General features: G+C 65.2%; 17 protein-coding genes and 2 pseudogenes. 6 read left to right on the top strand and 13 right to left on the bottom strand.

Features of this window, described 5'->3' with window-relative positions:
* Positions 1-113: 113 nt before the first annotated feature.
* Positions 114-1,418, top strand: coding sequence for a polysaccharide deacetylase family protein (locus ABIF91_RS32115; protein WP_245285438.1), 1,305 nt, complete (start codon positions 114-116; stop codon positions 1,416-1,418).
* A gap of 18 nt (positions 1,419-1,436) precedes the next feature.
* Here ABIF91_RS32115 and ABIF91_RS32110 read toward each other — a convergent pair whose 3' ends face one another.
* Positions 1,437-1,811 carry a hypothetical protein gene (locus ABIF91_RS32110; protein ID WP_028177909.1) on the bottom strand — a complete coding sequence of 125 codons (375 nt, stop codon included), beginning with the start codon at positions 1,809-1,811 and terminating at the stop codon, positions 1,437-1,439.
* Positions 1,812-2,073: 262 nt separating this feature from the next.
* On the opposite strand from ABIF91_RS32110, the gene ABIF91_RS32105 reads away from it, so the two are divergent.
* A complete protein-coding gene (locus ABIF91_RS32105; RefSeq protein WP_028177910.1) occupies positions 2,074-2,346 on the top strand; it encodes a hypothetical protein in 273 nt (90 codons plus the stop codon).
* A gap of 36 nt (positions 2,347-2,382) precedes the next feature.
* Here ABIF91_RS32105 and ABIF91_RS32100 read toward each other — a convergent pair.
* Both ABIF91_RS32100 and ABIF91_RS32095 read right to left on the bottom strand, forming a co-directional pair.
* Positions 2,383-3,647, bottom strand: a pseudogene (locus ABIF91_RS32100) (ABC transporter substrate-binding protein).
* Positions 3,648-3,706: 59 nt separating this feature from the next.
* Positions 3,707-4,393 (bottom strand): DJ-1/PfpI family protein, encoded by a 687-nt coding sequence (locus tag ABIF91_RS32095; RefSeq protein ID WP_028177912.1) that lies wholly within the window; start codon positions 4,391-4,393, stop codon positions 3,707-3,709.
* A 92-nt stretch (positions 4,394-4,485) separates the two neighbouring features.
* Between ABIF91_RS32095 and ABIF91_RS32090 the strand changes: the two genes are divergently transcribed.
* A complete protein-coding gene (locus ABIF91_RS32090) occupies positions 4,486-5,424 on the top strand; it encodes a GlxA family transcriptional regulator (RefSeq protein ID WP_028177913.1) in 939 nt (312 codons plus the stop codon).
* A gap of 24 nt (positions 5,425-5,448) precedes the next feature.
* On the opposite strand, the gene ABIF91_RS32085 is transcribed toward ABIF91_RS32090, so the two are convergent.
* The 6 genes and pseudogenes from ABIF91_RS32085 to ABIF91_RS32060 form a co-directional block, all read right to left on the bottom strand.
* Entirely contained in the window at positions 5,449-5,637 is a 189-nt protein-coding gene (locus ABIF91_RS32085; RefSeq protein WP_028177396.1) for a hypothetical protein, read from the bottom strand.
* 10 nt (positions 5,638-5,647) lie between these two features.
* A pseudogene (locus ABIF91_RS32080) lies at positions 5,648-5,755 on the bottom strand (four-helix bundle copper-binding protein); the annotation flags it as partial.
* Positions 5,756-5,790: 35 nt separating this feature from the next.
* Complete coding sequence (locus ABIF91_RS32075; protein WP_028177395.1) at positions 5,791-6,687, bottom strand: NAD(P)/FAD-dependent oxidoreductase; 897 nt, start codon at positions 6,685-6,687, stop codon at positions 5,791-5,793.
* Positions 6,684-7,760: a flavodoxin family protein gene (locus ABIF91_RS32070; protein ID WP_028177394.1), complete on the bottom strand. Its 1,077-nt coding sequence runs from the start codon at positions 7,758-7,760 to the stop codon at positions 6,684-6,686. Before ABIF91_RS32070 ends, ABIF91_RS32075 begins: the two co-directional genes overlap by 4 nt.
* 62 nt (positions 7,761-7,822) lie before the next feature.
* The gene (locus ABIF91_RS32065) at positions 7,823-8,023 is read right to left on the bottom strand and encodes a hypothetical protein (RefSeq protein WP_028177393.1); all 201 of its coding nucleotides are present in this window, start codon (positions 8,021-8,023) and stop codon (positions 7,823-7,825) included.
* Positions 8,023-8,232 carry a hypothetical protein gene (locus tag ABIF91_RS32060; protein ID WP_028177392.1) on the bottom strand — a complete coding sequence of 70 codons (210 nt, stop codon included), beginning with the start codon at positions 8,230-8,232 and terminating at the stop codon, positions 8,023-8,025. Before ABIF91_RS32060 ends, ABIF91_RS32065 begins: the two co-directional genes overlap by 1 nt.
* Before the next feature lie 290 nt (positions 8,233-8,522).
* Here ABIF91_RS32060 and ABIF91_RS32055 point away from each other — a divergent pair, with 290 nt between their 5' ends.
* Positions 8,523-8,807 carry a hypothetical protein gene (locus ABIF91_RS32055; protein ID WP_028177391.1) on the top strand — a complete coding sequence of 95 codons (285 nt, stop codon included), beginning with the start codon at positions 8,523-8,525 and terminating at the stop codon, positions 8,805-8,807.
* Between the two features lie 155 nt (positions 8,808-8,962).
* Here ABIF91_RS32055 and ABIF91_RS32050 read toward each other — a convergent pair whose 3' ends face one another.
* Together ABIF91_RS32050 and ABIF91_RS32045 are read right to left on the bottom strand one after the other, a co-directional pair.
* A complete protein-coding gene (locus ABIF91_RS32050) occupies positions 8,963-9,160 on the bottom strand; it encodes a hypothetical protein (RefSeq protein WP_028177390.1) in 198 nt (65 codons plus the stop codon).
* Positions 9,161-9,437: 277 nt separating this feature from the next.
* A complete protein-coding gene (locus ABIF91_RS32045; RefSeq protein WP_028177389.1) occupies positions 9,438-10,220 on the bottom strand; it encodes an SDR family NAD(P)-dependent oxidoreductase in 783 nt (260 codons plus the stop codon).
* A gap of 152 nt (positions 10,221-10,372) precedes the next feature.
* Here ABIF91_RS32045 and ABIF91_RS32040 point away from each other — a divergent pair, with 152 nt between their 5' ends.
* Both ABIF91_RS32040 and ABIF91_RS32035 read left to right on the top strand, forming a co-directional pair.
* Entirely contained in the window at positions 10,373-11,548 is a 1,176-nt protein-coding gene (locus ABIF91_RS32040) for a zinc-dependent alcohol dehydrogenase (RefSeq protein WP_028177388.1), read from the top strand.
* A 12-nt stretch (positions 11,549-11,560) separates the two neighbouring features.
* On the top strand, positions 11,561-12,115 hold the full coding sequence (locus tag ABIF91_RS32035; RefSeq protein ID WP_028177387.1) for a hypothetical protein: 555 nt from the start codon (positions 11,561-11,563) through the stop codon (positions 12,113-12,115).
* A gap of 157 nt (positions 12,116-12,272) precedes the next feature.
* Here ABIF91_RS32035 and ABIF91_RS32030 read toward each other — a convergent pair whose 3' ends face one another.
* On the bottom strand, positions 12,273-12,881 hold the full coding sequence (locus tag ABIF91_RS32030) for a cysteine hydrolase family protein (protein ID WP_028177386.1): 609 nt from the start codon (positions 12,879-12,881) through the stop codon (positions 12,273-12,275).
* Positions 12,882-13,253: 372 nt separating this feature from the next.
* Positions 13,254-21,575, bottom strand: coding sequence for an ExeM/NucH family extracellular endonuclease (locus ABIF91_RS32025; protein WP_424579594.1), 8,322 nt, complete (start codon positions 21,573-21,575; stop codon positions 13,254-13,256).
* Positions 21,576-21,706: the final 131 nt, after the last annotated feature.

Here is a 21,706-nt window from a genome sequence, read left to right as displayed (position 1 = left end):
AACACTCTGTTCATGCTACCTCCTGCAAAGATGGTTGGGTATTGCGCCTGAACCATTCCGGGGCGTCTCCGACCTACCAAGGCGGCAATCACGCACGAGGGCAGACGAGGTTCATGATCGGAATTGGCGTTGTTTTGCGGACGCGATCGTGGATCGTCCTCTGTCTGGGAATGCTGACTGTCGGCACACCGGCGGCCTTGGCAGCCGACTGTCCCGGCCACCCGGACGCCCTCGGCACCTCCCGCACCCTCGTGGTCGATCCGCGCGAGCATCCGCTGATCGGCACCATGCAGTATCGCGAGACATTGCCGCTGAAGGACCATGAGGTCGTCCTGACCTTCGACGACGGTCCGCTGCCGAAATATTCCAACCAGGTGCTCCAGATCCTCGCCGACGAGTGCATCAAGGCGACCTTCTTCATCATCGGCAGCCAGGCCAAGGCCAATCCGGAAGGCGTGCGCAAGCTGGTCGCGGCGGGCCACACCGTCGGCACGCACAGCATGGACCATCCGCTGACGTTCGACCGGATGCCGATCGACAAGGCCGAGGCCGAGATCAACGGCGGAATCGCGTGGACCTCGGCCGCGATGACCGATCCGTCCCAGCTCGCCCCGTTTTTCCGCATTCCCGGCCTGATGCGCGCCGAGGGCGTCGAGAACTATCTGATCTCGCGCGGCATCCAGGTCTGGAGCGCCGATTTCCCCGCCGACGACTGGCGGCATGTGTCGTCCGACCGCGTCTACCAGCTCGCGATCCAGCGGCTGGAGGCCAAGGGCAAGGGTATCCTGCTGCTGCACGACATCCAGGCCCGCACGGTGGCGGCGCTGCCCAAGATCATCCGCGACCTCAAGGCGCGCGGCTATCGCATCGTGCATGTGGTGCCCGCGACCGCCGAGCGGCCGGCGACGCCGACCACGACGGTGGAATGGCTGCTGCATCCGCCGACCGAGACGACGCCGATCGCGCGCTGGCCGCGCGTGCCGAATTTCGTGTTCACGCAGATCCGGACGCTGCCGGCGCCCGCTGTTGCCGACCTCAATGCGCAGGCCGAGCATCAGCCGTTGCTGCCGCTCCGGACCATGGCGCAGGCCAATGTCGCGGCCACCCTGCCCGTGCCCGGCCGCGCGCTCTTTGCGATCCCCGAAGGCTCGGTCGAGGTGCTGCTGTCGACGACCCTATCTCGGCGTGCCGCGACGCGGCTGGCGATGGCAGCCGAGACATCTCGTGCGGCCAGGGACAAGGCCGCACATGCCAAAGCAGCGAAGGGCAAGGCGGCCAAGCTGCAGGGACGGCGGACGGCGCATGCGGCGGCGGCACCGGATCATGCCGAGCAGCCCAAGGGCACGACAGCCACGGGCACTGCACCCAAGGGCCCGGCATCCAGGAGCGTCACCGCCCGACCCGCGTCGCCAGCCTGAAGAAGCGCGCCTGAGCCCTCACTGCCGCATGATCGCGGCGACGCAGAGCAGCACGATCAGCGCCAGGAAGAACAGGTCCATATAGGACTTGAGCTCGCCATCGCGCCGCAGACGCGCCACATCGGCGACGACCTGCCTGCGCGTCGAGGCTCCGCCTGAACCGTCATTAATCGAGGCCTGCAGGCGCTTGGTCTCAGCCTCCAGCTTCTCGATCTTCTGAAAGAAGTAGAACGCACGCAGCGTCGAAGCGGCGCGCATGCCGGCATAGACCAGCACCAGGATCGCCAGGATCGCCCGGTTCGGATACTTCTCCATGAAGTTCAGGCTGAAATAGACCACCGCCATGAACGCGAAATTGGTGAGGAAGCGGTAGACGAAGCTAAGAAAGGCCATGCTGGCTCGAACCTTTGCGGGGCGCAACTCGATCGTGTTGCAAAATTTCGGGATGGGGGACCCGGACCGGAACGGCCGGCCTGGATGCGGCAGCGGCCCGTCTACGCCAAGTTTGTTTCAACAAAGATACCATCGCCCCGAAACTTGCCGCCTTTTAGCCAGACGCGGCCACAACACAGGCCGGAATATGGCCGATCGGACTGCCCGCGACGGCTCAATGGCGATTTGACCGAAGTCGCGGTAAACTGCCGGCCGCCGCCATATGTGGGGTCTGCCGATGCCGAAGAAGGGAATCACGGGCCACGACGAGTGGGTTCTGACCGAGGCGCTCGCAACCGCCCTGGTCGCGCTGGAGCAGCTCGCACCGAAGCACCAGCCGAACGCGCATATGGACGACATCCGCAAGCTGCTCGCGAACGGCAAGGAGCCGGCGGCGGTGAGCCTGCACCTCGCCCAGGCCAAATGCCGCCTGTTTCCCGAAATCGACCCGCTGGAGATCTACCGGGAATACGGCATCGGCGAGGAGTATGGCTGAAGGGGCGCGCTTAAGGGGCGCAAGGCCGGCGCGGCGCTAGTTTTGCGAGGTCTTCAGCAGCGGGCATTCACTCTGGCTCAACGGGAGATAGGCTTCCTCGGCAGGTATTCTCTCGACAACGTCGTAGTAGTCCCAGGGCGTCTTCACGTCCGAAGGCTTCCTGACCTCGACGAGATAGAAATCGTGCACCAGCTTGTTGTCAGCGCGCAGCCGCGCGCCAGGCGCATAGAAGTCGTCTACGGGCATTGACCGAATCTGCTCCAGGACAGCATTGGTTTCATCCGTCCCTGCAGCAGCCGCGGCCCTCAGGTATTGCAGGACGGCCGAATAGACGGCGGCTTGCGGCGCGGTCGGCATGGCGTTGTGAAGCTTGTAGAACCTCTGGGCGAACGCCCGCGTCGCCTCGTTGAGCGCCCAGTACCAGGCGGTAACCGTCGTCAATCCCTTGGCCGTATCGGCGCCCATGGCGTGCACATCGGTCAGAAACATGAGCTCGGCGACGGCCTTCTGAGACCCGGCATTCATTCCGAACTCATTCCATTGCTTCATCGAGGTCACGAGCTGTTCGCCAGCATTGGCGAACGCGACCACTTTGGCCTTCGAAGCCTGGGCCTGGAGCAGGAAAGAGCTGTAGTCGGCATTTCCCAGCGGATGAAAGACCGCGCCGAGCGACTTGGCACCAGTCGCCGCGAGCACGCGCTGAGACACTTGACCATATTGCGCCCGAACGCATAGTCGGACGCGATGAAGAACCAGCTGTCGTATCCTTGCGACACCAGCTTTTGGACCGAGCCGGCGACCAGATTGTAATTGTCGTGCAACCACATCAGACCGGTGCGCGAGCATTGCTTGCCGCCGATCTCGGTGGTCCCGACCGCCGAGTAGATGACGATCCTGTTCTTGTCGCGCGCAATCGACTGGATGGCGAGCGCGACCGCTGAGTTTCCAACGTCGGCCACCATGTCGACGCCATCCACGTCGAACCATTTGCGGACGATCTGGGCGCCGATATCCGGCTTGTTCTGATGGTCGGCGACGACGATGTCGACCTTCAGACCCGGCGCGACCTTCTGAAAATCGTGGACCGCCATCTTCGCGGCGACGACGGAGCCAGGTCCGGCAAGGTCGGACAATGGTCCCGCCTGGTCGTTGATGATGCCGATCCGGACAACGTCACCGGAAAAATCGGCGGCCAGGCTCCGTTCGGCGAGCGCGACCGGACCCAGCGTCAGAATGATGGCGAAGGCCGACCGGCAAAGTCGGATGTGCCAAGACTGCAATACCCCTGCGTGATCAACCATCTTCCCCTCCGCTCTGGCACCGCGACGACTGTCGGCGATGATCGCCCCGAAACGCCGCACTATCCCTCCTGATGAATGGCTCGCCTGACGAACTCCAGACGCCTCGCCTGCGCGGGCGCGACCCGCTCCTTCATCGCTGCAACGATCGCAGCCGGCGCGGTATCCGGCGAACCGGCCCGGAAAGGCGGTTCGGGATTGTACTCCATGCGCAGCTGGATCATTTCCGCAGCCGCGCGGCCTCTCAACATCGAAACCAGCGTGAGCGCGAAGTCGATTCCGGCGGTGATGCCGCCGCCCGTCATGCGATTCCGATCGATGCAGACCCTCTCGCGCGACACCTCGGCTCCGAAGAGCGGCAATGCATCGGTCGCCGTCCAGTGCGTGGCCGCGCGATATCCTTTCAGGAGACCGGCCGCACCGAGAACGAGCGAACCCGTGCAGACCGAAGTCAGGTATTTCGCGCCCCGCGCCTGCGATTTCAGAAACGCAAGCACCTCCTGGTCCAGCATCAGTTCGTCAGTGCCATAGCCGCCCGGGACGCAGATCACGTCGAGTTGCGGGCAATCGGCGAAGGTGACGGTCGGCGTCAGCGCAATCACGGAATCGCTCGGCACGGGCTCGATGCGTTTCCAGATCAGATGCACCGTCACGTCAGGCAGGCTGGAGAAGACCTGGGCGGGACCGGTGAGATCGAGCTGGGTAACGCGGGGAAAAACCAGAAGACCGATCTGCAACGGACCCGACATATCCAACCTCGACATCGCGCTTGACGGTGGCAGCCTGCCATGTTGGCCTTGGGGGCGGAAACGGCGTAATTCCCTCATTTTTGGACGCGTTCATGATCGGCTTCCTGATCTTTCCCGAATTCCAGTTGCTGGATGCCGCCGGCCCTATATCGGTGTTCGAAATCGCAAGACGCCACACGCCGCATGCGCCGCGTGTGATAACGGTTGCCACGAAGGCCGGCGCCGTGCGCAGTTCGTCGGGCACCGAGATGCTCGCGCGCAACTTGCGATCGGCAAGCTCAGTCACGACGCTTTTCGTGGCAGGTGGCGAAGGCGTCGAGGACGCGGCGCGCTGCAAGACGACGATCGCATTCATTCAGAGATTGGCGCGCCGCGGCGTGCGTCTGGCCAGCGTCTGCTCGGGGGCCTATTTGCTCGCCGAGGCGGGAGTCCTGGACGGTCGTTGCGCGACCACGCATTGGTCCTGCACCCGTGACTTCATCGGACGCTACCCGAAAGTCCGGCTCGAGCCGGACCAGATCTTCACCCGCGATGGCGGCGTGTGGACATCGGCCGGAATCACCGCAGGAATTGATCTGGCGCTCGCCATGATCGCCGAGGACCACGGTGAAGAGATTTCGCAAGCGACCGCTCGGCAGCTGGTGCTTTACCATCGCCGCAGCGGCGGACAATCGCAATTCTCGACCTTGCTCGAACTGAAGACGCCGAACGGGCGCTTCGGCAACCTTCTTTCATGGGTGCGCGAGAATCTGGATGCGCCTCTCACGGTCGAGGCACTTGCCGAGCGCGCAGGCCTGAGTTCACGGCATTTCGTCCACTCCTTCATCGCCGAGACCGGATCCACGCCAACGAAGGCCGTCGAGCGCTTGCGGGTCGAGGTGGCACGGGAGCGCGTGCAGTCCTCCGGAGAAGCGATCGAGCGCGTCGCTGAAGCCACCGGCTTTCGCGACCCCGAGCGGATGCGCAGAGCCTTCATCCGCGCATTCGGTCAGCCGCCGAAGTCCCTGCGGCGTTCCGCCCGAACTGCATGAGAGCTGCAGTTGACCGGCGCTAGTCTAAGGCCCGCCGGCAACCGATCCTGCGATCACCTTGACCAGCGCACCAAGATCGCTCTTGCCATTGACGGTCAACTCCTCCGAGCCCTTCGCGTCTCCCGCGCCCTGGACCTTCAGCGCTTGCGGCCGGTCGGCGGCTTGGCGCTTCAACTCGTCGATGATGGCTTCCTTGAGCTTCTCTTCCAGCATGGACATCTCCTCAGGCCACCATCGCGCGGCAGGATTGTGCGCATGAGCGACACATCGCGACGCATTCGTCCATGCCGCCGATCCGCTCGCAATCCTCGGCGCATTCGCCGCAGATTTCTCCGGTCGATGGCGAGGCTCACCGCCAGCGGGCCGTCAGGCCAGTCGCGGCGGCAGGCTGTTGTGGATCGTGCAGGCGGCAATTGCGGCGTGGCCGAACGCGACCGAGATCTGGTGCAGGTCGGTGACGACGTCGCCGATGCCGTAGAGCCCACCGATCGACGTACGCTGACGGTCGTCGACCTTCAAATAGCCCTCCCCGGTATGTTCGGCGCCAAGCGACACCGCGAGCTGCGAGCGCACCTCCGCACCCATCGCGGGATAGACCATGTCGAACTGCGCCGTGCGGCCATCGGCGAACACGGCTTCGACGCCCTCGCCTCTCCGCCGCAAACGCAGATCGGGCGCGAACAGGGCCTCCACATCCGCCTCGGCCAATCGTGACGTTGCCGCCTGATCGTCATCCCCCTCCGTTGCGAGCAGCGTGACGTCGCGCGAATAGCCGCGCAGGAACAGCGCCTTGCCTGCGGCACGCGCGAGCGGGCCAATGACGCCGATGCGGCGGCCGGTCGCCTCGAAGGCGTCGCAGACGGGGCAGTAGCGCAACAGCCCATCCGCAACGGCGGCGCGCCATTCGTCGAACGGCGGATGGGTATCGACGATGCCGCAGGCGAGAATGACGGCGGCGACCGCATGCGTGCGGCCATTCCAGCTCGCCAGAAAACCCTGATCGTGTCGCTGCAGGGCGGTGACCTCGGCGTCCACGCGCGTGACGGCGAGCTCGTCCAGCTGGGCCGACATCCGTTTGATCAGTTCCGTGCCGGACAGCCCGTGGACGAAACCCGGGACATTGTGGCTGCGCGGGATCAGCGCCGCCCGGCTCGCGCCGGCGTCCACGACGCAGACATTGCGATGAAACCGCGCGAGATAGATCGCGGCCATCAGCCCGGCCGGGCCGCCGCCGACGATCAGGCAATCGAGCGGCGGCGTCATTTCGGGTTCGGGTCCGCAAGACCGGTACCGGGCTCCTCGAGGCGCCCGCTCCTTGCAAGCCGGACCGCGTTGCCCAGCGCGCGCGCCGCATTCTGCACCTTCTGCTGGAATTCCCTGTCCTCATCGAGATCGCGATGCGAGGTGGCGTATGGCTCCATGTAGCCGACATAACCGTCGAGCTCGGCGAAGCGCCCCGCCGAGATCAGCTGCATGTCGGTCAGCCAGTCGGACAAGGCCCGGCGCACGCCCTCGGCGCCGACCGCATCGCCGTGAACGACGACGCCGAAATGACGGCCGGCGAGATGGCGCGGATAGGGCCAGCCCTTCAGCTCCATCGCCTTGGCTTCGGTGGGGTTCTTGCCGTGGGTCGAGGTCGGATCGGGATTGCCGCCGTCGGCGCAGACCATGCGGTCCATCATCGCCTTGAGCCCGGCGGGCACCTGATACCAGTGCACCGGCGTCACGATCAGGATGCCGTGGGCGGCAACCCAGAGCGGATAAATCTCGTTCATCCAGTCGCCGGTCTGGCCCAGTGAATGGTTCGGATAGCAGCTGCACGGCCAGTGGCAGAGCGGCATGGCGGTGCCGACGCAGGACTTGCAGGGATGAATGGTCTTGCCGAACTCCGAGGCGAGGCGCGACAGATCGAGGATGTCGACGGTATATCCCATCTCGATGAAGACGGGCTCGGCCAGCTTGACCAGCCGCCAGGTCTTGGACATCTCGCCGGGACAGGTGTGTTCGCTGCGCGCCGAGCCGTTGATGACGAGAATGCGCGGCATCTCGTCCGCATCGTCGTGGCGCCGTTGCGCTTCCAGGATCTTTGCGCGCGCATCGAGCCAGTCGAGGGCAAGATCGTAGTCCGGGTCGGAGAAGCCTGCACCCGCCTTCCGCGTCAACGGCGCCTTGCGCGAATGGCTATAGGCGTCCCAGGCCGCAGCAGTGATGGCATCGAGCTCACGTTGCAGCGGGGCAAAGGCAGGGTCGACGAACTGCTCCTTGTAACGCCGCTCGAACTCCTCGCGCGACAGCTTGACGGGCGGCATTCCCTTGCGAACGTCGGCTTCCGTCATGCTGGCTCCTGGCAAAGTCGGTCATCGACCAACCCGCCGCGCAGCGCGCGGTTCCCACAGCTCTACTGCCGAGCAGCCTCCCGCGGCAGATCGAATTTCGCGATCCGCCGGTCGAGCCGCCACAGCTCGATGCGGTGGGCCAGCACGAGCGCGGCCGCTTCGCGCTTGGCCTGCTCGTCATCGTCGCAGACCAGATTGATGCATCCGAACACGTGGCCGTGCGGATCGATCTGAAACGCGCGGTAATGCTTGATGCTCCCCATTACGACTGTCCTCGTCTTGGGGAGACAGGTGCGCTCAGCCACTCTGTCAGGTTCGAGGTCACCTCGTTCTGCTTGGCGCGTCGCAGCAGCATCTCGCGTTCCCGGCCGGGTGGCAGGCTGCGCGCGCGCTCGCGGCTGCTTTCGGCGAAGGCGGCCAACCGCTCCTGGAGCGATTGGGTCTGTTTCCTGCGGTTACGTTTGGCGGTCATGGCTTTTCACGTTGGATCTGGATGGAAGAAAGCTGGCCCCGACGGGAGGTTGGGCGCCGGGGCCCAAAGCCGCTCGTCAAGCCGCTCGTCAGTCAAGTCGCTACCGGTTGGGGCGGCCCGGTTCCGGAAGCGCCTTTGTAGCTTCCGCCGCAACTCGCGGTTCCGGCATTTCAATAAGTTAACGCCACGCAATTTTGCGCGGCAGACGGGCGCGCGGCCATCGTCGCCGCACTGCGCCGGAACCGAAATGCCGATTCGCATGTTCAAGAACGACTTGAAGGAGGATCATCATGGCAAAAGCAGCATGGAAACGGCCGGGCTCGCCGATCGGCCGCAAGGGACCGCGCAAGGCCAATCCCGCGTATAAGCGCCGCGCGCGCCAGCCCTGGACGCCGGCGGACCTGAGCAAGCTGAAGCAGCTCGCGAAAGGTAACACGCCGACCGGCGTGATGAGCATCAAGCTTCAGCGGCCGGTCGCGGCCATCCGCAGCAAGGCGCAACGCGAAGGGATTTCGCTGAGACCCGTCAACCGCTCGCCCTATAACCGGCGAACCAAAGCGGCGAAGCGGCGTTGATTTCCCGCACCGCCGGGTGACAACCGGACGCAACGGGGAACGATGGACGTGGTGCTCATTTTTCCGGTTTCTGCCCACGACACCAGCGCATCGGTACGCGCCGACATCTGACCCGTTCCCGGCGCGTGCAGCCTAACGGCTGCACGCTGCAGCGGCTAATTGGGCGGCTGCAAGCCCGGCGATCGCAGCCATTCGCTCATCTGAGATCCCGTCTCGGCCTGGCGCGCCTTGCGCAGCATCTCGTCGCGCGCCGCGCCGGGCGGGAGCGACTTGGCCTCTTCGCGCAGCCGCTCCGCTTCGGCAGCCAGCCGCGCCTCCAAGGTATCCTCATGCTTGACCCGACGCCGCATCATCGTCGGCGTATCCCTGTCAGTCAGTGGAGCGCGCCGTTGCGTTCACATGTTGATGATGCCAGGCAAAATCGCGCTGGCGTGCGTCCAACGTTCCTGACGCGGAACGGTTGCTCGGCTCGCCGAAAAACTTCCGTCCGGCGCCACGTAAGTTACTCAAAAGACGTCACTTGCCCAGAAACGCTCTGCGACCGCTGTGCATGAGGCTGTGTGAATCGGCGATCTCCTTTGTCCGTCCGCCAGACGGCTCGCGCCGCTCCGCGAGATTGCGCCGGCGCCGCTACGACCGCGCGGTGCCCGGCTCGGCCATCTTGCGGTGCTGCTTGGCCAGCGTCTCGTTCGGCGTGACGTTGGCGACCGTCGTCTGGATCTTGTTCTTCAGCCCGGTGACGATGTCGGACTCCCCGCGCAGCATTGCATCGAACCCGGCCTTGGCGACGTCGTAGGCGCTGTCCTTCTTTTCGGTACCGACTCTGGTGTCCATCATGCCGGCACGGCGGAAGAACTCGGTCTCGGTCGCACCCGGCATCAGGCAGGTGACGGTGACACCGCTGTCGCGCAGCTCCTCGCGCAGCGCAAACGAGAATGAATCCAGGAACGCCTTGCTGGCGTTATAGGCGGCCTGGAAACTGCCCGGCATGAACCCCGCGATCGAGCCGGTGATCAGGATCCGGCCCGCATTGCGGCGAAGCATCTCGTTGCCGACGCGGTGGATCAGATACAGCGTGCCGGTGATGTTGGTATCGATGAGGCGTCTCACCCTGGCGAAGTCCTGGTCGAGGAAGGCCCGGCCGAGACCGATGCCGGCATTGGCCAGCAGCGCATCGATCGGCCGGTCGGCGATGGCGGCACAGAGCTTGTCGACCCCCTCGGTGGTGGCGAGGTCGGCCTCGACCGGCTCCACGCTGCCGCCGAGCCGGCGCAGATCGACGGCTACCCTTTCGATCTGGGGCTCGTCCGCCGCGATGACGAGGTTGAAACCTGCCTGGGCGCAGCACCTGGCGAGTTCCAGGCCGATACCGGTGGAGGCGCCTGTGACGACGGCGAGTTGATTGGCGGGCATGCGCACATCCTTGGAATTGAGGTGATGACGCTCAATCGCTGCCCTGCTCCCTCGTTCCTATTTGCGCAGCGCGAAGAATTTGCGCGGGGCGGTAGCAACCATCGTTCATTCCTGGACTTAGATGGCACGTGGTTCAACCGGGAGTACGGAAGATGAAGGCGCTGGTCTGGCACGGCAAGGAGGACATCCGGTGCGACACCGTCACCGATCCGGAGATCCAGAATCCGCGCGACGCCATCATCAAGGTCACGAGCTGCGCCATCTGCGGCTCCGACCTTCATCTCTTCCACAATTTCATTCCCGGCATGCTGCCCGGCGACATCATGGGCCACGAGACCATGGGCGAAGTGGTCGAGGTCGGCTCGGGCGTCGACGGCAAGCTGAAGAAGGGCGACCGCATCGTCGTGCCATTCACGATCATTTGCGGCGAATGCGATCAGTGCAAGCGCGGCAATTTTTCGGTGTGCGAGACCACCAACCGCAAGCGTCATCTGGCCGACAAGGCCTTCGGACACACGACGGCTGGCCTGTTCGGCTATACGCATCTGACCGGCGGCTATCCCGGCGGCCAGGCTGAGTATCTGCGCGTCCCCTTTGCCGACGCCACCCACATCAAGGTGCCCGCCGGTATCCCCGACGAGCAATTGCTATTCCTCAGCGACATCTTCCCGACCGGCTGGCAGGCCGCCGTGCAATGCGACATCGAGCCGACCGACACGGTCGCGATCTGGGGCTGTGGCCCGGTCGGGCAGATGGCGATCCGCAGCGCCATCCTGCTCGGCGCCAACCAGGTGATCGCGATCGACTGCCTGCCCGAGCGGCTCAGCATGGCCGAGGCCGGCGGCGCCACCACGATCAATTTCGAGACCGAGAGCGTGGTGGAACGGCTGAACGAGCTCACCGACGGCAAGGGCCCCGAAAAGTGCATCGACTGCGCCGGCATGGAGGCTCACGTGATGGCGTCCCAGCCCGACACGGTGCTCGACCGCGCCAAGCAGATGGTGATGCTGGAAAGCGACCGGCCGCACGTGCTGCGCGAGATGATCTATGTCTGCCGGCCCGGCGGCATCATCTCCGTCGCCGGCGTCTATAGCGGGCTCTCCGACAAGATGCCGATGGGCGCCTTCATGAACAAGGGCCTGACGATGCGGACCGGCCAGACCCACGTCAACCGCTGGACCGACGACCTGCTCCGCCGCATCGAAGAGGGCGAGATCGATCCGTCGTTCGTCATCACCCACACCGTGCCGCTCAGCCAGGGCCCCGAGATGTACCAGGTGTTCCGCGACAAGCGCGATTCCTGCGTCAAGGTCGTGCTGAAGCCCTGAGGAGCAAGACCAATGTTTCATTTCTCCAATATCGTACGCACCAAGGGCGACCCGAGGATCGTCGAGGGTGGACCGAGCCTGAAGCAGCCCGCGGACCAGCTCGCGCGCGCACTCGGCTGGTTCAGCATCGGACTTGGCGTCGTCGAGTTGTTCGCGCCAAGGCGCGTCACGCGCACGCTCGGCATGGAAGGTCATGAGACCCTGGTCCGCGCCTTCGGGGTGCGCGAGATCCTGGCCGGGATCATGTCGCTCTCGGTGGACAAGAACGCCGGCCTGTGGGCACGCGTCGGCGGCGACGGCCTCGATGCCGCCGCGCTGCTCTCAGGGCTGACCTCGGACAACCCCAAGAAGGGCAATATCGCGCTCGCACTGCTGATGGTCGGGGGCATCGCCATGCTCGACTACCGCGCCGCGCAGGACACCAAGCCGCGACGTCCGCCGCGCGACGCACGGCGCAAGCTCTATCCGAACCGCAGCGGTTTCCCCAAGGGCATCGAGAACGCCAGAACTGCGGCAAGGCGAATTGCATCGCACGCTGGGCATAACGAGGGTGAAGCAACGCGATGAGCGTCGCGTCCCGTGACGAGGCGGCTCCGGGGCAACGAAGGCGTGATCATCGCGTCGAGCCTTGGTGACGGCCGAGACCGCCGTCGCTTGCCCCATCTCAAAGGGCACAGGGTGCGCATTGCCTTCGCGATTTGCGGATCGTATCCCGCTTCGCTTCCTACTCCCGCCAGAATTCGACCAGCTCTTCCGCTGTCACCAGGTCGACTTGGCCGTGAAAGCGGGTGCGATACATCGTCATGAGCGCATCGTGCCCGACGTCCGACGAGCTGCACAGCGCGTCCTCGACGATGACGACCCTGAAGCCGAGATCGACGGCGCTCAGGACCGTCGAAAGCACGCAGACGTCCGTCTCCGCCCCTGATATCACGACGGTACCGATCTTCTTTTCGACCAGCAGGCTCGCGAGACCGGGATTGCTGAAGGCCGAATAGGCCGGCTTGTCGATGACGGCCGCCGGCGGAACGAAGCCGTTCAAGGACGGCACAAGCTCGAGGGCGGACTGCGGCAGATGCCTGCGGGTCGCCTGGTGCCAGCGGCGAAAATACCTCTGCCACTGCCCCGGACGATCCTCCGGATCCTGCGGGGCGATGAAGCGCGTGAACATCGTTCTCGCCGGATTGCGCGAGACGACCGAAACGATCGTCGGCAGGACACGCTCCATCCAGGGCGTCGCCCAAAGGCCGCCGGGAGCGAAGATGTTCTGCATGTCGATGCACAAGTGAACGGCGTCTCTGATGTCGGCGATATCCGACGTGCTGTCCCTCATCGTCCTCCACCCCTGACCGATTGCGGGCCCCGCACCCAAAAACCCGAGATGCCGTCGCAAGTTCCTGAGCGCCCGGAATCTCGCGATCGCGCATCACCGTCCACGGCCACGGCAGGATGCCAAGACTAACCTCGAGCGTTGCCGCTCAAACACATGGCCAATCCGGCCCGATCGCGGATGCAACACGCGGACGACACCTTCGAGCTCACGGACACTGTTCTGAATGGGACGCGCGATTGGACGGCAGAATTTCGCGCAATCTGAATTTAGACGACAATCCTCTCCTGCCCCACCGGCGAAGTGTCGGGGCGCTTTTCGCGAGGAACCACGGAACGCTCTTGCGTTCCGTGGTCCGGTTCAACCCGCAATGGATCAGACGAAGCGGAAGTCGTCTGCCGCGAGCGAGGCCATCTGCAGATTGGCCAGCGTCACGGTGTTGTCGGCATCGAGCGTCACGACGACGTTGTTGCCGACCTGCGTGGTGTGCGACATCACTTCGGCGAAGTCGGAGAACAGGCTGCTTGAGAATTGCAGCACGTCGGCCGAGGCACCGGTGGTGGCGAAGTCGGTGACGGTGTCCTTGCCGAAGCCGGCGGCGAACATGAACACGTCGGCACCCGAGCCGCCGGACAGGATGTCGTTGCCGGCATCGCCTGCGAGGATGTCGGCACCCGAGCCACCCTTGACGGTGTCGTTGCCGGCACCACCATTCAGCATGTCGTTCTCGGAGCCGCCATCGATGGTGTCGTCGCCGTCGCCGCCGGAGATGGCGTCGACACCCGAACCGCCCTTCAACGTGTCCTTGCCGACGCCACCCTCGATTACGTCGTTGCCGGAGCCACCGTCGACGCTGTCGTCGCCGTCGCCGCCGCGCAGCGTGTCATTGCCGGCACCACCGGCGATGACGTCGTTGCCGGCTCCGCCATCGAACATATCGGCGCCGCTGCCGCCTGTAAGATGGTCTGCACCGGCGCCGAGCACGAAGCCCTCGATGCCGCTGAAGTGGTCGGTGCCGATGCCTGCGCCGGTCGCGGTGCCGGACGCCAGGTTGATCGTGACCGCACCGGTGGCGTCGGACAGATCCAGCAGATCCTGACCGCAGCCGCCGTCGATGGTGTCGTCACCAGCACCGCCTCGGAGTACGTCGTCGCCGAAGCCACCGAGCAGCACGTCGTTACCGGCGCCGCCGATCAGCAGGTCGTCGCCGAGGCCGCCGTTCAGGGTGTTGGCTCCGGCCGAGCCGATCAGCGTGTCGCCGAACGCCGTGCCTACCGCGTTCTCGATCCCGGCGAGATGGTCGGCGCCCGGGAGATAGCCCGGATAGTAGGCCAGCCCGGAGTCGAGGTCGATCGTCAGCTTGAACAGGATTTGACTGTAATCGATGGTGTCGACGCCGTCGCCGCCGTCGTAACGATCCAGACCATTGCCGCCGATGAAGGTGTCGTCGCCGGCGCTGCCGAACACCAGATCGTTGCCGAGGCCGCCGACGATCGTATCGCTGCCGCCGGTTCCGATGCGCAGCTTCCAGGTGCCGTCGGCGAAGCCGAGTTCCTCGATGTTGCTGAGCGTGTCGGTGCCGTCGGTGCCGACCTGATCAGCGATGTTGATCGAGCCGTCGGCATTGAGCGTCATCGCGTATCCGGCAATCGCGCCGGAGACGGTCGCGGTGTCGGTGCCGGCGCCGCCGTCGATGATGTCGTCACCCGCTGCGCCCTTGATCAGATCGCCGCCGTCATTGCCGAACAACGTGTCGTTGTCGGCACCGCCATCGACTTGGTCATTGCCGGCGCCGGCGTAGATGTAGTCGTTGCCCGCGCCGCCGAACAGGACGTCATCGCCGCCATAAGCGTAGTCCATGGCGATGGTGTCGCTGCCATCGCCACCATCGATGACGAAGCCGCCCGCAGATGTCGAGAGCGCGACGTCGTCGCCGACGCCGAGCAGGATCGTGCCGGTCACCGTGGCGCCGACGTAGAGGTTGACCTGGTCGTTGCCGGCGCCCATGTCGATCGCCGAACCGCCCGTCGCAACGATCGACCCCGAGTTATTGAGGGTGTCGCGGCCGCCGCCCATCGAGATGCCACCGACGATCCGGCCGGTGCTGTTGTTGCCGACGAAGTCCTCGTAGTCGCCGACGAGGTTGATCGCCTCGTTGCCGCGGAGGTCGAACCGGGCAGCGTCCGCCGGCGAAACCCCTTCCGGTCCGTGGCCGTCGCCCTGGATCAGACCGTCATTGACGATGGTCGTCGCCCCCAATGCGTTGCTGTTGCTGGAGTTGTCGACCTGGATCGCCCGGCCGTAGCCGTAGATCTCGCCGGTGGCGCTGTTGACGATCTCGCCGCCGCCGATCGCGATCGCTTCGGACACGTTCGGTTCGCCGTCGTGATAGCCCTCGGCACCGAGGCCGGCAATTCGGCCATAGTTCAACACCTGCACCAAGCCGTCGACGTCGATGGCGTCGCCATCGGAGTCGGCCAGTTCGGCGGAGCGGCCTTCCATCACCCCATGGTTGGTGATGAAGGCCTTCTGCGCGAGCGACCCGTCGGTGTCCAGGTTCACGGCGGACCCGTTGCGGCCGATCATCGTGCCGCTGTTGATGACGGTGACGGCATTGTCACCGGTGACGGCATGACGCGAAGCCTCCAACCAGCCGCCGGCATAGTTGTTGACCTTGCCGCCGGTGTCGCTCTGGAAGTCGATCAGGTCGCCTCCTCCCACGAACGTCGGATCCGTCGTGATCGTCCCCCAGTTGTTGACGACGCCGTCGGTGCCCGGGCGGATCACGTCGGTATCGCTGCCATGTTGGCGGATAACGCCCCCGGCAAGGTTGTTGATCACCGCCGACGCGCCGTTGTTGTCGAAGGTACGGAAATCGAGGACGCGGCCGTTCGCTTCGATCACGCCGGCGTTGTTGACGGTGATGGTCGCGTCGGCGTGACCGGCCCGTTCCGGGGTCAGCGCGCCGCGGACGACGCCGCCGGCCTGGTTGTTGAGGGTCACCGAGCCGGTCGCCCCCGCCGTGGTGGTGAGCGCACGGGTCGAACCTGAGATCTCGCCGGCATTGTCGATGACCGCGTTGCCACCGCCCTGCCAGACGATCGCGTTGCCGGACACCGAGAGCGCGCCGCCGGCCTCGATGGCGACGTGGTCGTTGTTGTCCACAACGAGGCTCGAAGCCAGCGTCGCGTCGCCCTGGATCGTCACATCGTCGTACGATGCCGATCCGGCCACCGACCAGGCGCCTGCGGCCACCAGCAGGTTCTCGACATTGAGCGTGGCGATCAGTTCCGCCGTGCCGCCGCCGATCAGCTTGACGGTGTCGTTGCCCGCGCCGCCGTCGATCAAACTCGGCGCGGGATCGTCGGTGGAGACGATGATGAGGTCGTCGCCTTCACCGGCTTCAGCAGTGTCGCCGGCGCCAGCCACCAGCTCGTCGTTGCCGTCGCCACCTTGCAAGGTGTCGTAGCCTTCGCCGCCGACCAGGACGTCGTCGCCTTCGCCGCCGGTCAGGGTGTCGTCACCGTCGCCGCCCGCCAGCCGGTCGTCATCAGCGCCACCGTCGAGCGTGTCATCGCCTGCACCGCCAAGCAGCGTATCGTCGCCGTCGCCGCCGGACAGGGTATCATCGCCTTCGCCGCCATCGAGCTGGTCGTCGCCACCGAGCCCGGCGAGGACGTCGTCGCCTCCGAGGCCGTTGAGGACGTCGTCACCGAGCGCGCCGGTGAGTTCGTTGTCACCGTCGTCGCCGACCAGCACCAGCGCCTCGGTTTCGAGCACCGTGTCTTGACGATAGTCGAGGTTCTGGATGCGCTCGTCGTGCGCCCGGTCGGTGTCGGCGACGTCGTAGGGCGTGTCGGAGTAGTTCGCCGCCATGTATTCGGCGAAGGCATCCTGCTCGGTGCCTTCGGCGGCGAAGTTCGCCTCCTGCCCCGCATCCGGAACCAGGTCCGGCGACAGATTGACGACGTTGGCAAAGGCGGGATTGGCCGCGATGAAGCTCGCGAACGGATAGCCGTCGCCGCCGGTGAGCAGGAAGCTCAAGGTCACGACCCGGATCGCCATCTCCGGATCGACCACCAGTTCGCCGTTCGCGACCAGCGCCAGCACCGGATTGCCGTTGTCATCGATCAGCGCTGCCGACTGCACGCGGTTGCCGGCCGGCAAATCCTTGTCGAACGAGAACGCGATGCCGCCGACCTGGGCGAACTGGCCGGGCGTCGCGGTCGCGGTGGTCGCCGCCACCGCGTGCTCGAGCACCTCGAGCAGCTGATCCGCGGTCACCGTAACCATCGACAGCGCGTTGTTGAAGCGCAGCGAGTTGGCGATATCGAGCTGCGACACCTCGCCCGCTTCCTTGCCGACGCTGGTGTTTGCCAGCGGCGGGCTCTCCACCGCTTCGCCGCCGACCGCATAAACGTAGCCGATCGAGTCGCGGATGCCGCCGCCGTTCTTGATCGAAACCAGCACGGTCGGGTCGACCTTCTGGGCGTACCACAGGTTCGCATCGGCGGAGAGGTCGCCGAGGTTGGTCTCCTCGGTGCGCGCCTCGCTGCGACGGCCCTCGAGATAGACGTCCGTCTTGCCGAAAGTGTTGCCGTCCTGCACGTCGATGATGCCACCCACCGCCTGGGCGATGTCGTTGACCAGATCGCCGCGGCCGCCGTCGGCAAACGGATCGGCGTCGTCGGCATCTACGTCGCCGTCATCGTCGACATCGACCGTGGTGTTGCCGTCGTACAGCGAGGCGACCACCTCTTCCGTGCTGGCGTAGGCGCCGTTGACCGCCGTGTTGGCGGTGTAGATCACGTTGCCTTCAGCATCGAAATCGACCACCAGTCGTCCGACATAGGAGTATTCGCCGGAGGTGTTGACGATCAGCGTGGTTTTGCCGTCTGCGTTCGCGGTGACGATCGGATAGGTGTCGGCAGCGGTGTCGCCGGCGACGGAGCGCGTCGGTCTCGTCCGCCATAGCGTGTGCGAGCCGCCGGCGACGATGACGTCGACGCCGTGCAGCAGGGGCGCCAGCGCTTTTTCGAGCGCGAGCTGCTGCAGATGGCTGACCAGGATGATCTTGTTGATGCCCTGGGCCAGCAGACCGTCGATAGTCGGCTGCAGGATTGCCGCCAGCGCCGCCATGTCATCGACATTGTCGCCGATCACTTCGACGCCGCCGGTCGAGGAGATGCTCTGCACGATCTGCGTCGTCGCGCCGATCACGCCGATCTTTTCGCCGTTCTCCTCGATGACCGTGGCTGGCGCGATCTTCTTGCCGATACCGGCCTCCGGCGGGAAGCCGGTGTAGGCGTCGGCATCCTGGATCGTGCCAGTGTAGACCGAGGCGAGATTGGCATCGGCCGAGAAGTCCAGATTGGCCGCGAGGTACGGGAACTGCGCGCCGGGATAGCCGGCGGTCTGCTTGATGATGTCGGCGAACGCCTTGGTGCCGGCGTCGAATTCGTGATTGCCGATCGCCGAGGCCTGCACGCCGATGATGTTCAGCATCGCCATGTCGGCGGTGCCGAAGCCGGGCGAGATGTTCAGCGTCCCAGCAGCGAGGCCGTAGTAGGTCTCCAGCGCGGTTTCGTAGACCTCCTTCAGCGAGCCGTCGCTGCCGGCGCTGAAGAACGGGCTGGGAATGAAATTGTCGCCCGACGACAGCGTGATCGAGTTGTCGTAGGTCTCCTCGAGATAGTCGACGATCGCCGCGAAGTTGCCGGCGCGATCGACTGCGTTCAGGCCCGCCTCGAAGTCCGATGCATGCAGGATTTGCAGCGTGTAAGCCGGGGTCGGCTCCTGCTCCCCGAGATTGAGGCCTACGATCACCGGATCGTGGTCGGACACCCGGATCGAGGAGTCGCCGTCGAAGATCGAGGTGTCGCGGCCGTAGTCGGTGTTGTAGTCGAGCGCGTCGGCCTCGTCGGCGTTGATGTGCCAGGTGGTCACATCGGACACCTGCGCGCCGAGGCTGGCGTTGGCGAAGGCATAGTCGAGCGTGCCGGTCTGGCCGTCGAACACATAGGAATAAGCGTCGTCCTCGCGGCCGTGCAGATTCTCATAGCCCGCGCCCTCGATGAGCGCGGTCGACTGCTCCTTGGCGTAGCCGTTGAAGTCGCCGAGCAGCATCACGTCCGGATCGCCCGAGCCGGTCGGATCGCTCGCAGCCCACGCGGTCAGCGCGGTGGCGGCCAGCTCGCGCTGGTTCTGCCAATTGCCCTGACCGTCACCCTGATCGGAATCGGCGCCGGAGCCGGTACCGCTCTTGGACTTGAGATGGTTAGCGATCGCCGTGAAGGTTTCGCCGGTCGCAAGCTCCTCGAAGGTCACCGCGATCGCGTTGCGGCTGGTGTTCTCGCCGTCGAACACCGCGCCGACCGTGCTCTGCCCGAGCAGGCCGCCGAGGCCGAGGCCGGGCAGATCGGCGTCGTTGAGGATCTCGATAGTCGTACCGTCGGCGATCTTCACCGCGGTGGTGTCGTAGATGAAGCCGACCGCGATGGCGTCGCCGCCAACGAACTGCTGGCCGGGGTCGACCCAGGCATAGGTACCGGCCCCAGCCACGGCATTGAGCTGTTCGAGCAGATACTTGATCGCGTTGCCGGAGGATGCAGCGGAGAAGTCGTTCTCCAGCTCGGTCAGCGCCAGCACGTCGACGTCCATGTCGAGGATGGTCGCGACCAGCTTCTCGGTCTGACGCGCGAACTCCGCGGCGTTGTCGGCGCCGCGCGGCGCTTCGCCGATCGCGGTGGTGCCGCCATTGTCCAGCGTGGTGAAGTAGTTCAGCACGTTGAAGCTCGCCACCTTCAGGCGGCCACCGACGTCTTCCGGCGCATCGGTGCGCGGATTGTCGCCGGCTCCGAAGGTGTTGGCGCCATCTTCGACCGAGCGGATCCGCCAGGTCGCCCCCGAGGCGGAGTTGCCGGCCCATTGATAGTCGAGCACGCCAGTCAGGCCGGTGACGGTGTCACCCATCCGGACCGCATCGGCGGTGCCGTAGTTCGGCGTAGCGGACGGGTTGTCGTTCGGATCGAAACCGTCGAGGGTGTTGATCGCGGCGTTCTGGACGTTCAGGCCATCGTCATAGGTGATGGTGCGGGCACCGAGCTCGGCCAGATACGCCTGGTAGGCGGCGGCGTCGGGCGCGTTCTCCTGCGTGAACTGTTCGGGCCGTTCGCCCGCCGCCAGCTTGATCTCATTGAACCGGTCGAGATTGTACTGCTCGGTGACGGTCAGGGTCTGCGGAATCGTGACCAGCATGCCTTCATAGGCTTCAAGATCGGGCTGGTAGTCACCGTCCTGGCTCAGCGTGGTGCCCACCGACGGCAGGTCGATCTGCACCGCCATCGCGTCGACGTCGGCCACCGCGCCGGCCTGGACGACCGAAATGTTGCTGGCAGTGAGCTCGGTCAGGCCGAAATATTCGCTGATCGAGCCGGTGACGCGGACCCGGTCGCCGATCTGGACATCGGTGGCGCCGCCGTAGACGAATATCGCCTCGGAGGTCAGCACGTTGCCGTCGGAATCGGTGGTCTCCTCCTGGAGATAGAAGCCATTGAGATTGCGGTTGGCATCGGCATCGCCGTTCTGGAAGTCGCCGACCACGATGGCTTCGACGGTCACAGTCTGGCCGACCATGGCGCTGCTGGCTCCGCTGCCCTGAATCGTGCTGATCTTGGTAATGCCGACGTCGTCGTTGGCGATGGTGCCGGTCGCCGTCGCGGCGCTGCCGATCGTGGTGGTCACGGCCGCCGAATTGGAAACGTCCTGCAGCGTCAGTGTGAAGTTCTCGTTCGCCTCATTGTCGGTGTCGCCGGCGACGGTAACGGTCACGACCGCGGAGGTCTCTCCCGCCGCGATGCTGCCGTTGAAGCTGACCGGCTTGCCGCCGACGTAGTCGGCCGCATCGGTCTGTGCCGAAGCGATCGTTCCCGAGAACGCGACGTCGCCCGTGGTGCCGCCGCTGCGCTCGACGGTGAACTGATAGACGGTCGGACCGCTGTTACCTTCGTCATGCGACACCGTGAGCGAATCCGGCGCGAAGGCGACGTGCTGCACTTCGATCGACGATTCGGACGAACTGGTGACGCGGATGTCGTCGATACCGACCCACTCGTCATTGCCGACGGCGTTGGTGGTGAGAATGCGAACCTGGATGTCGTTGTGGCCGTCGACGGCGGCAGGCAGCAGCAGATCGAACGGCGTCACCTGGGTCGCGCTACCGCCGGTGGTGACGTCGGCGGCGTAACCGCTTGGAACGTTGGTCCACGCCCCGCTCGAACCGAGCCGGTACTGCACGTTGATCTGCTGCGCCGAGTCGTCCGTGCTGGCGTCGAGGTCGCGTGCGTTGAAGCTCAGCCGGACATCTTTGCGGCCGGTGGCGTCGAGGTGGATCACGAGGCTCGGGGCATCCGCACTGTTTGAGCCGTTCAGCGCCACCGTCGGGTTGGCGCTCTGGAATTCGGCCACACCGCCGTTGGTGATGGCGGTGTTGGTCTGGTTGGCGACGACGTCGACATCTCCTGACGACGATCCGGTAGCCGTACGCGCGTCCACCCCGGTGGCCGAAACGACATCGTTGCCGAGATAGCCGACGATCGATGCGACCCCCGACCAATCATCGTTGGTCGTGATAAGGCCAGTATTGGACCAATCCTGCAGGAAATCGCCGTTCGCCAGGACATGAGGGGTCGTCGACATGTATCGCCACTCCAGCGCTTGAGAGAAGACGTCGCGGATCGCCACCTCACGGCATGCGTAAGGGCACGGTCCAGACGGCCGATGGTTAACGGATCGTTAATGCGCGTTGATAGAACGCCGACCACAACAGA

It is taken from the genome of Bradyrhizobium sp. USDA 241, assembly GCF_049739505.1.
Lineage (GTDB): Bacteria > Pseudomonadota > Alphaproteobacteria > Rhizobiales > Xanthobacteraceae > Bradyrhizobium > Bradyrhizobium liaoningense.
Note: the sequence above shows the minus strand (reverse complement) of the source record. Positions and strands in the feature narration are given on the sequence as shown.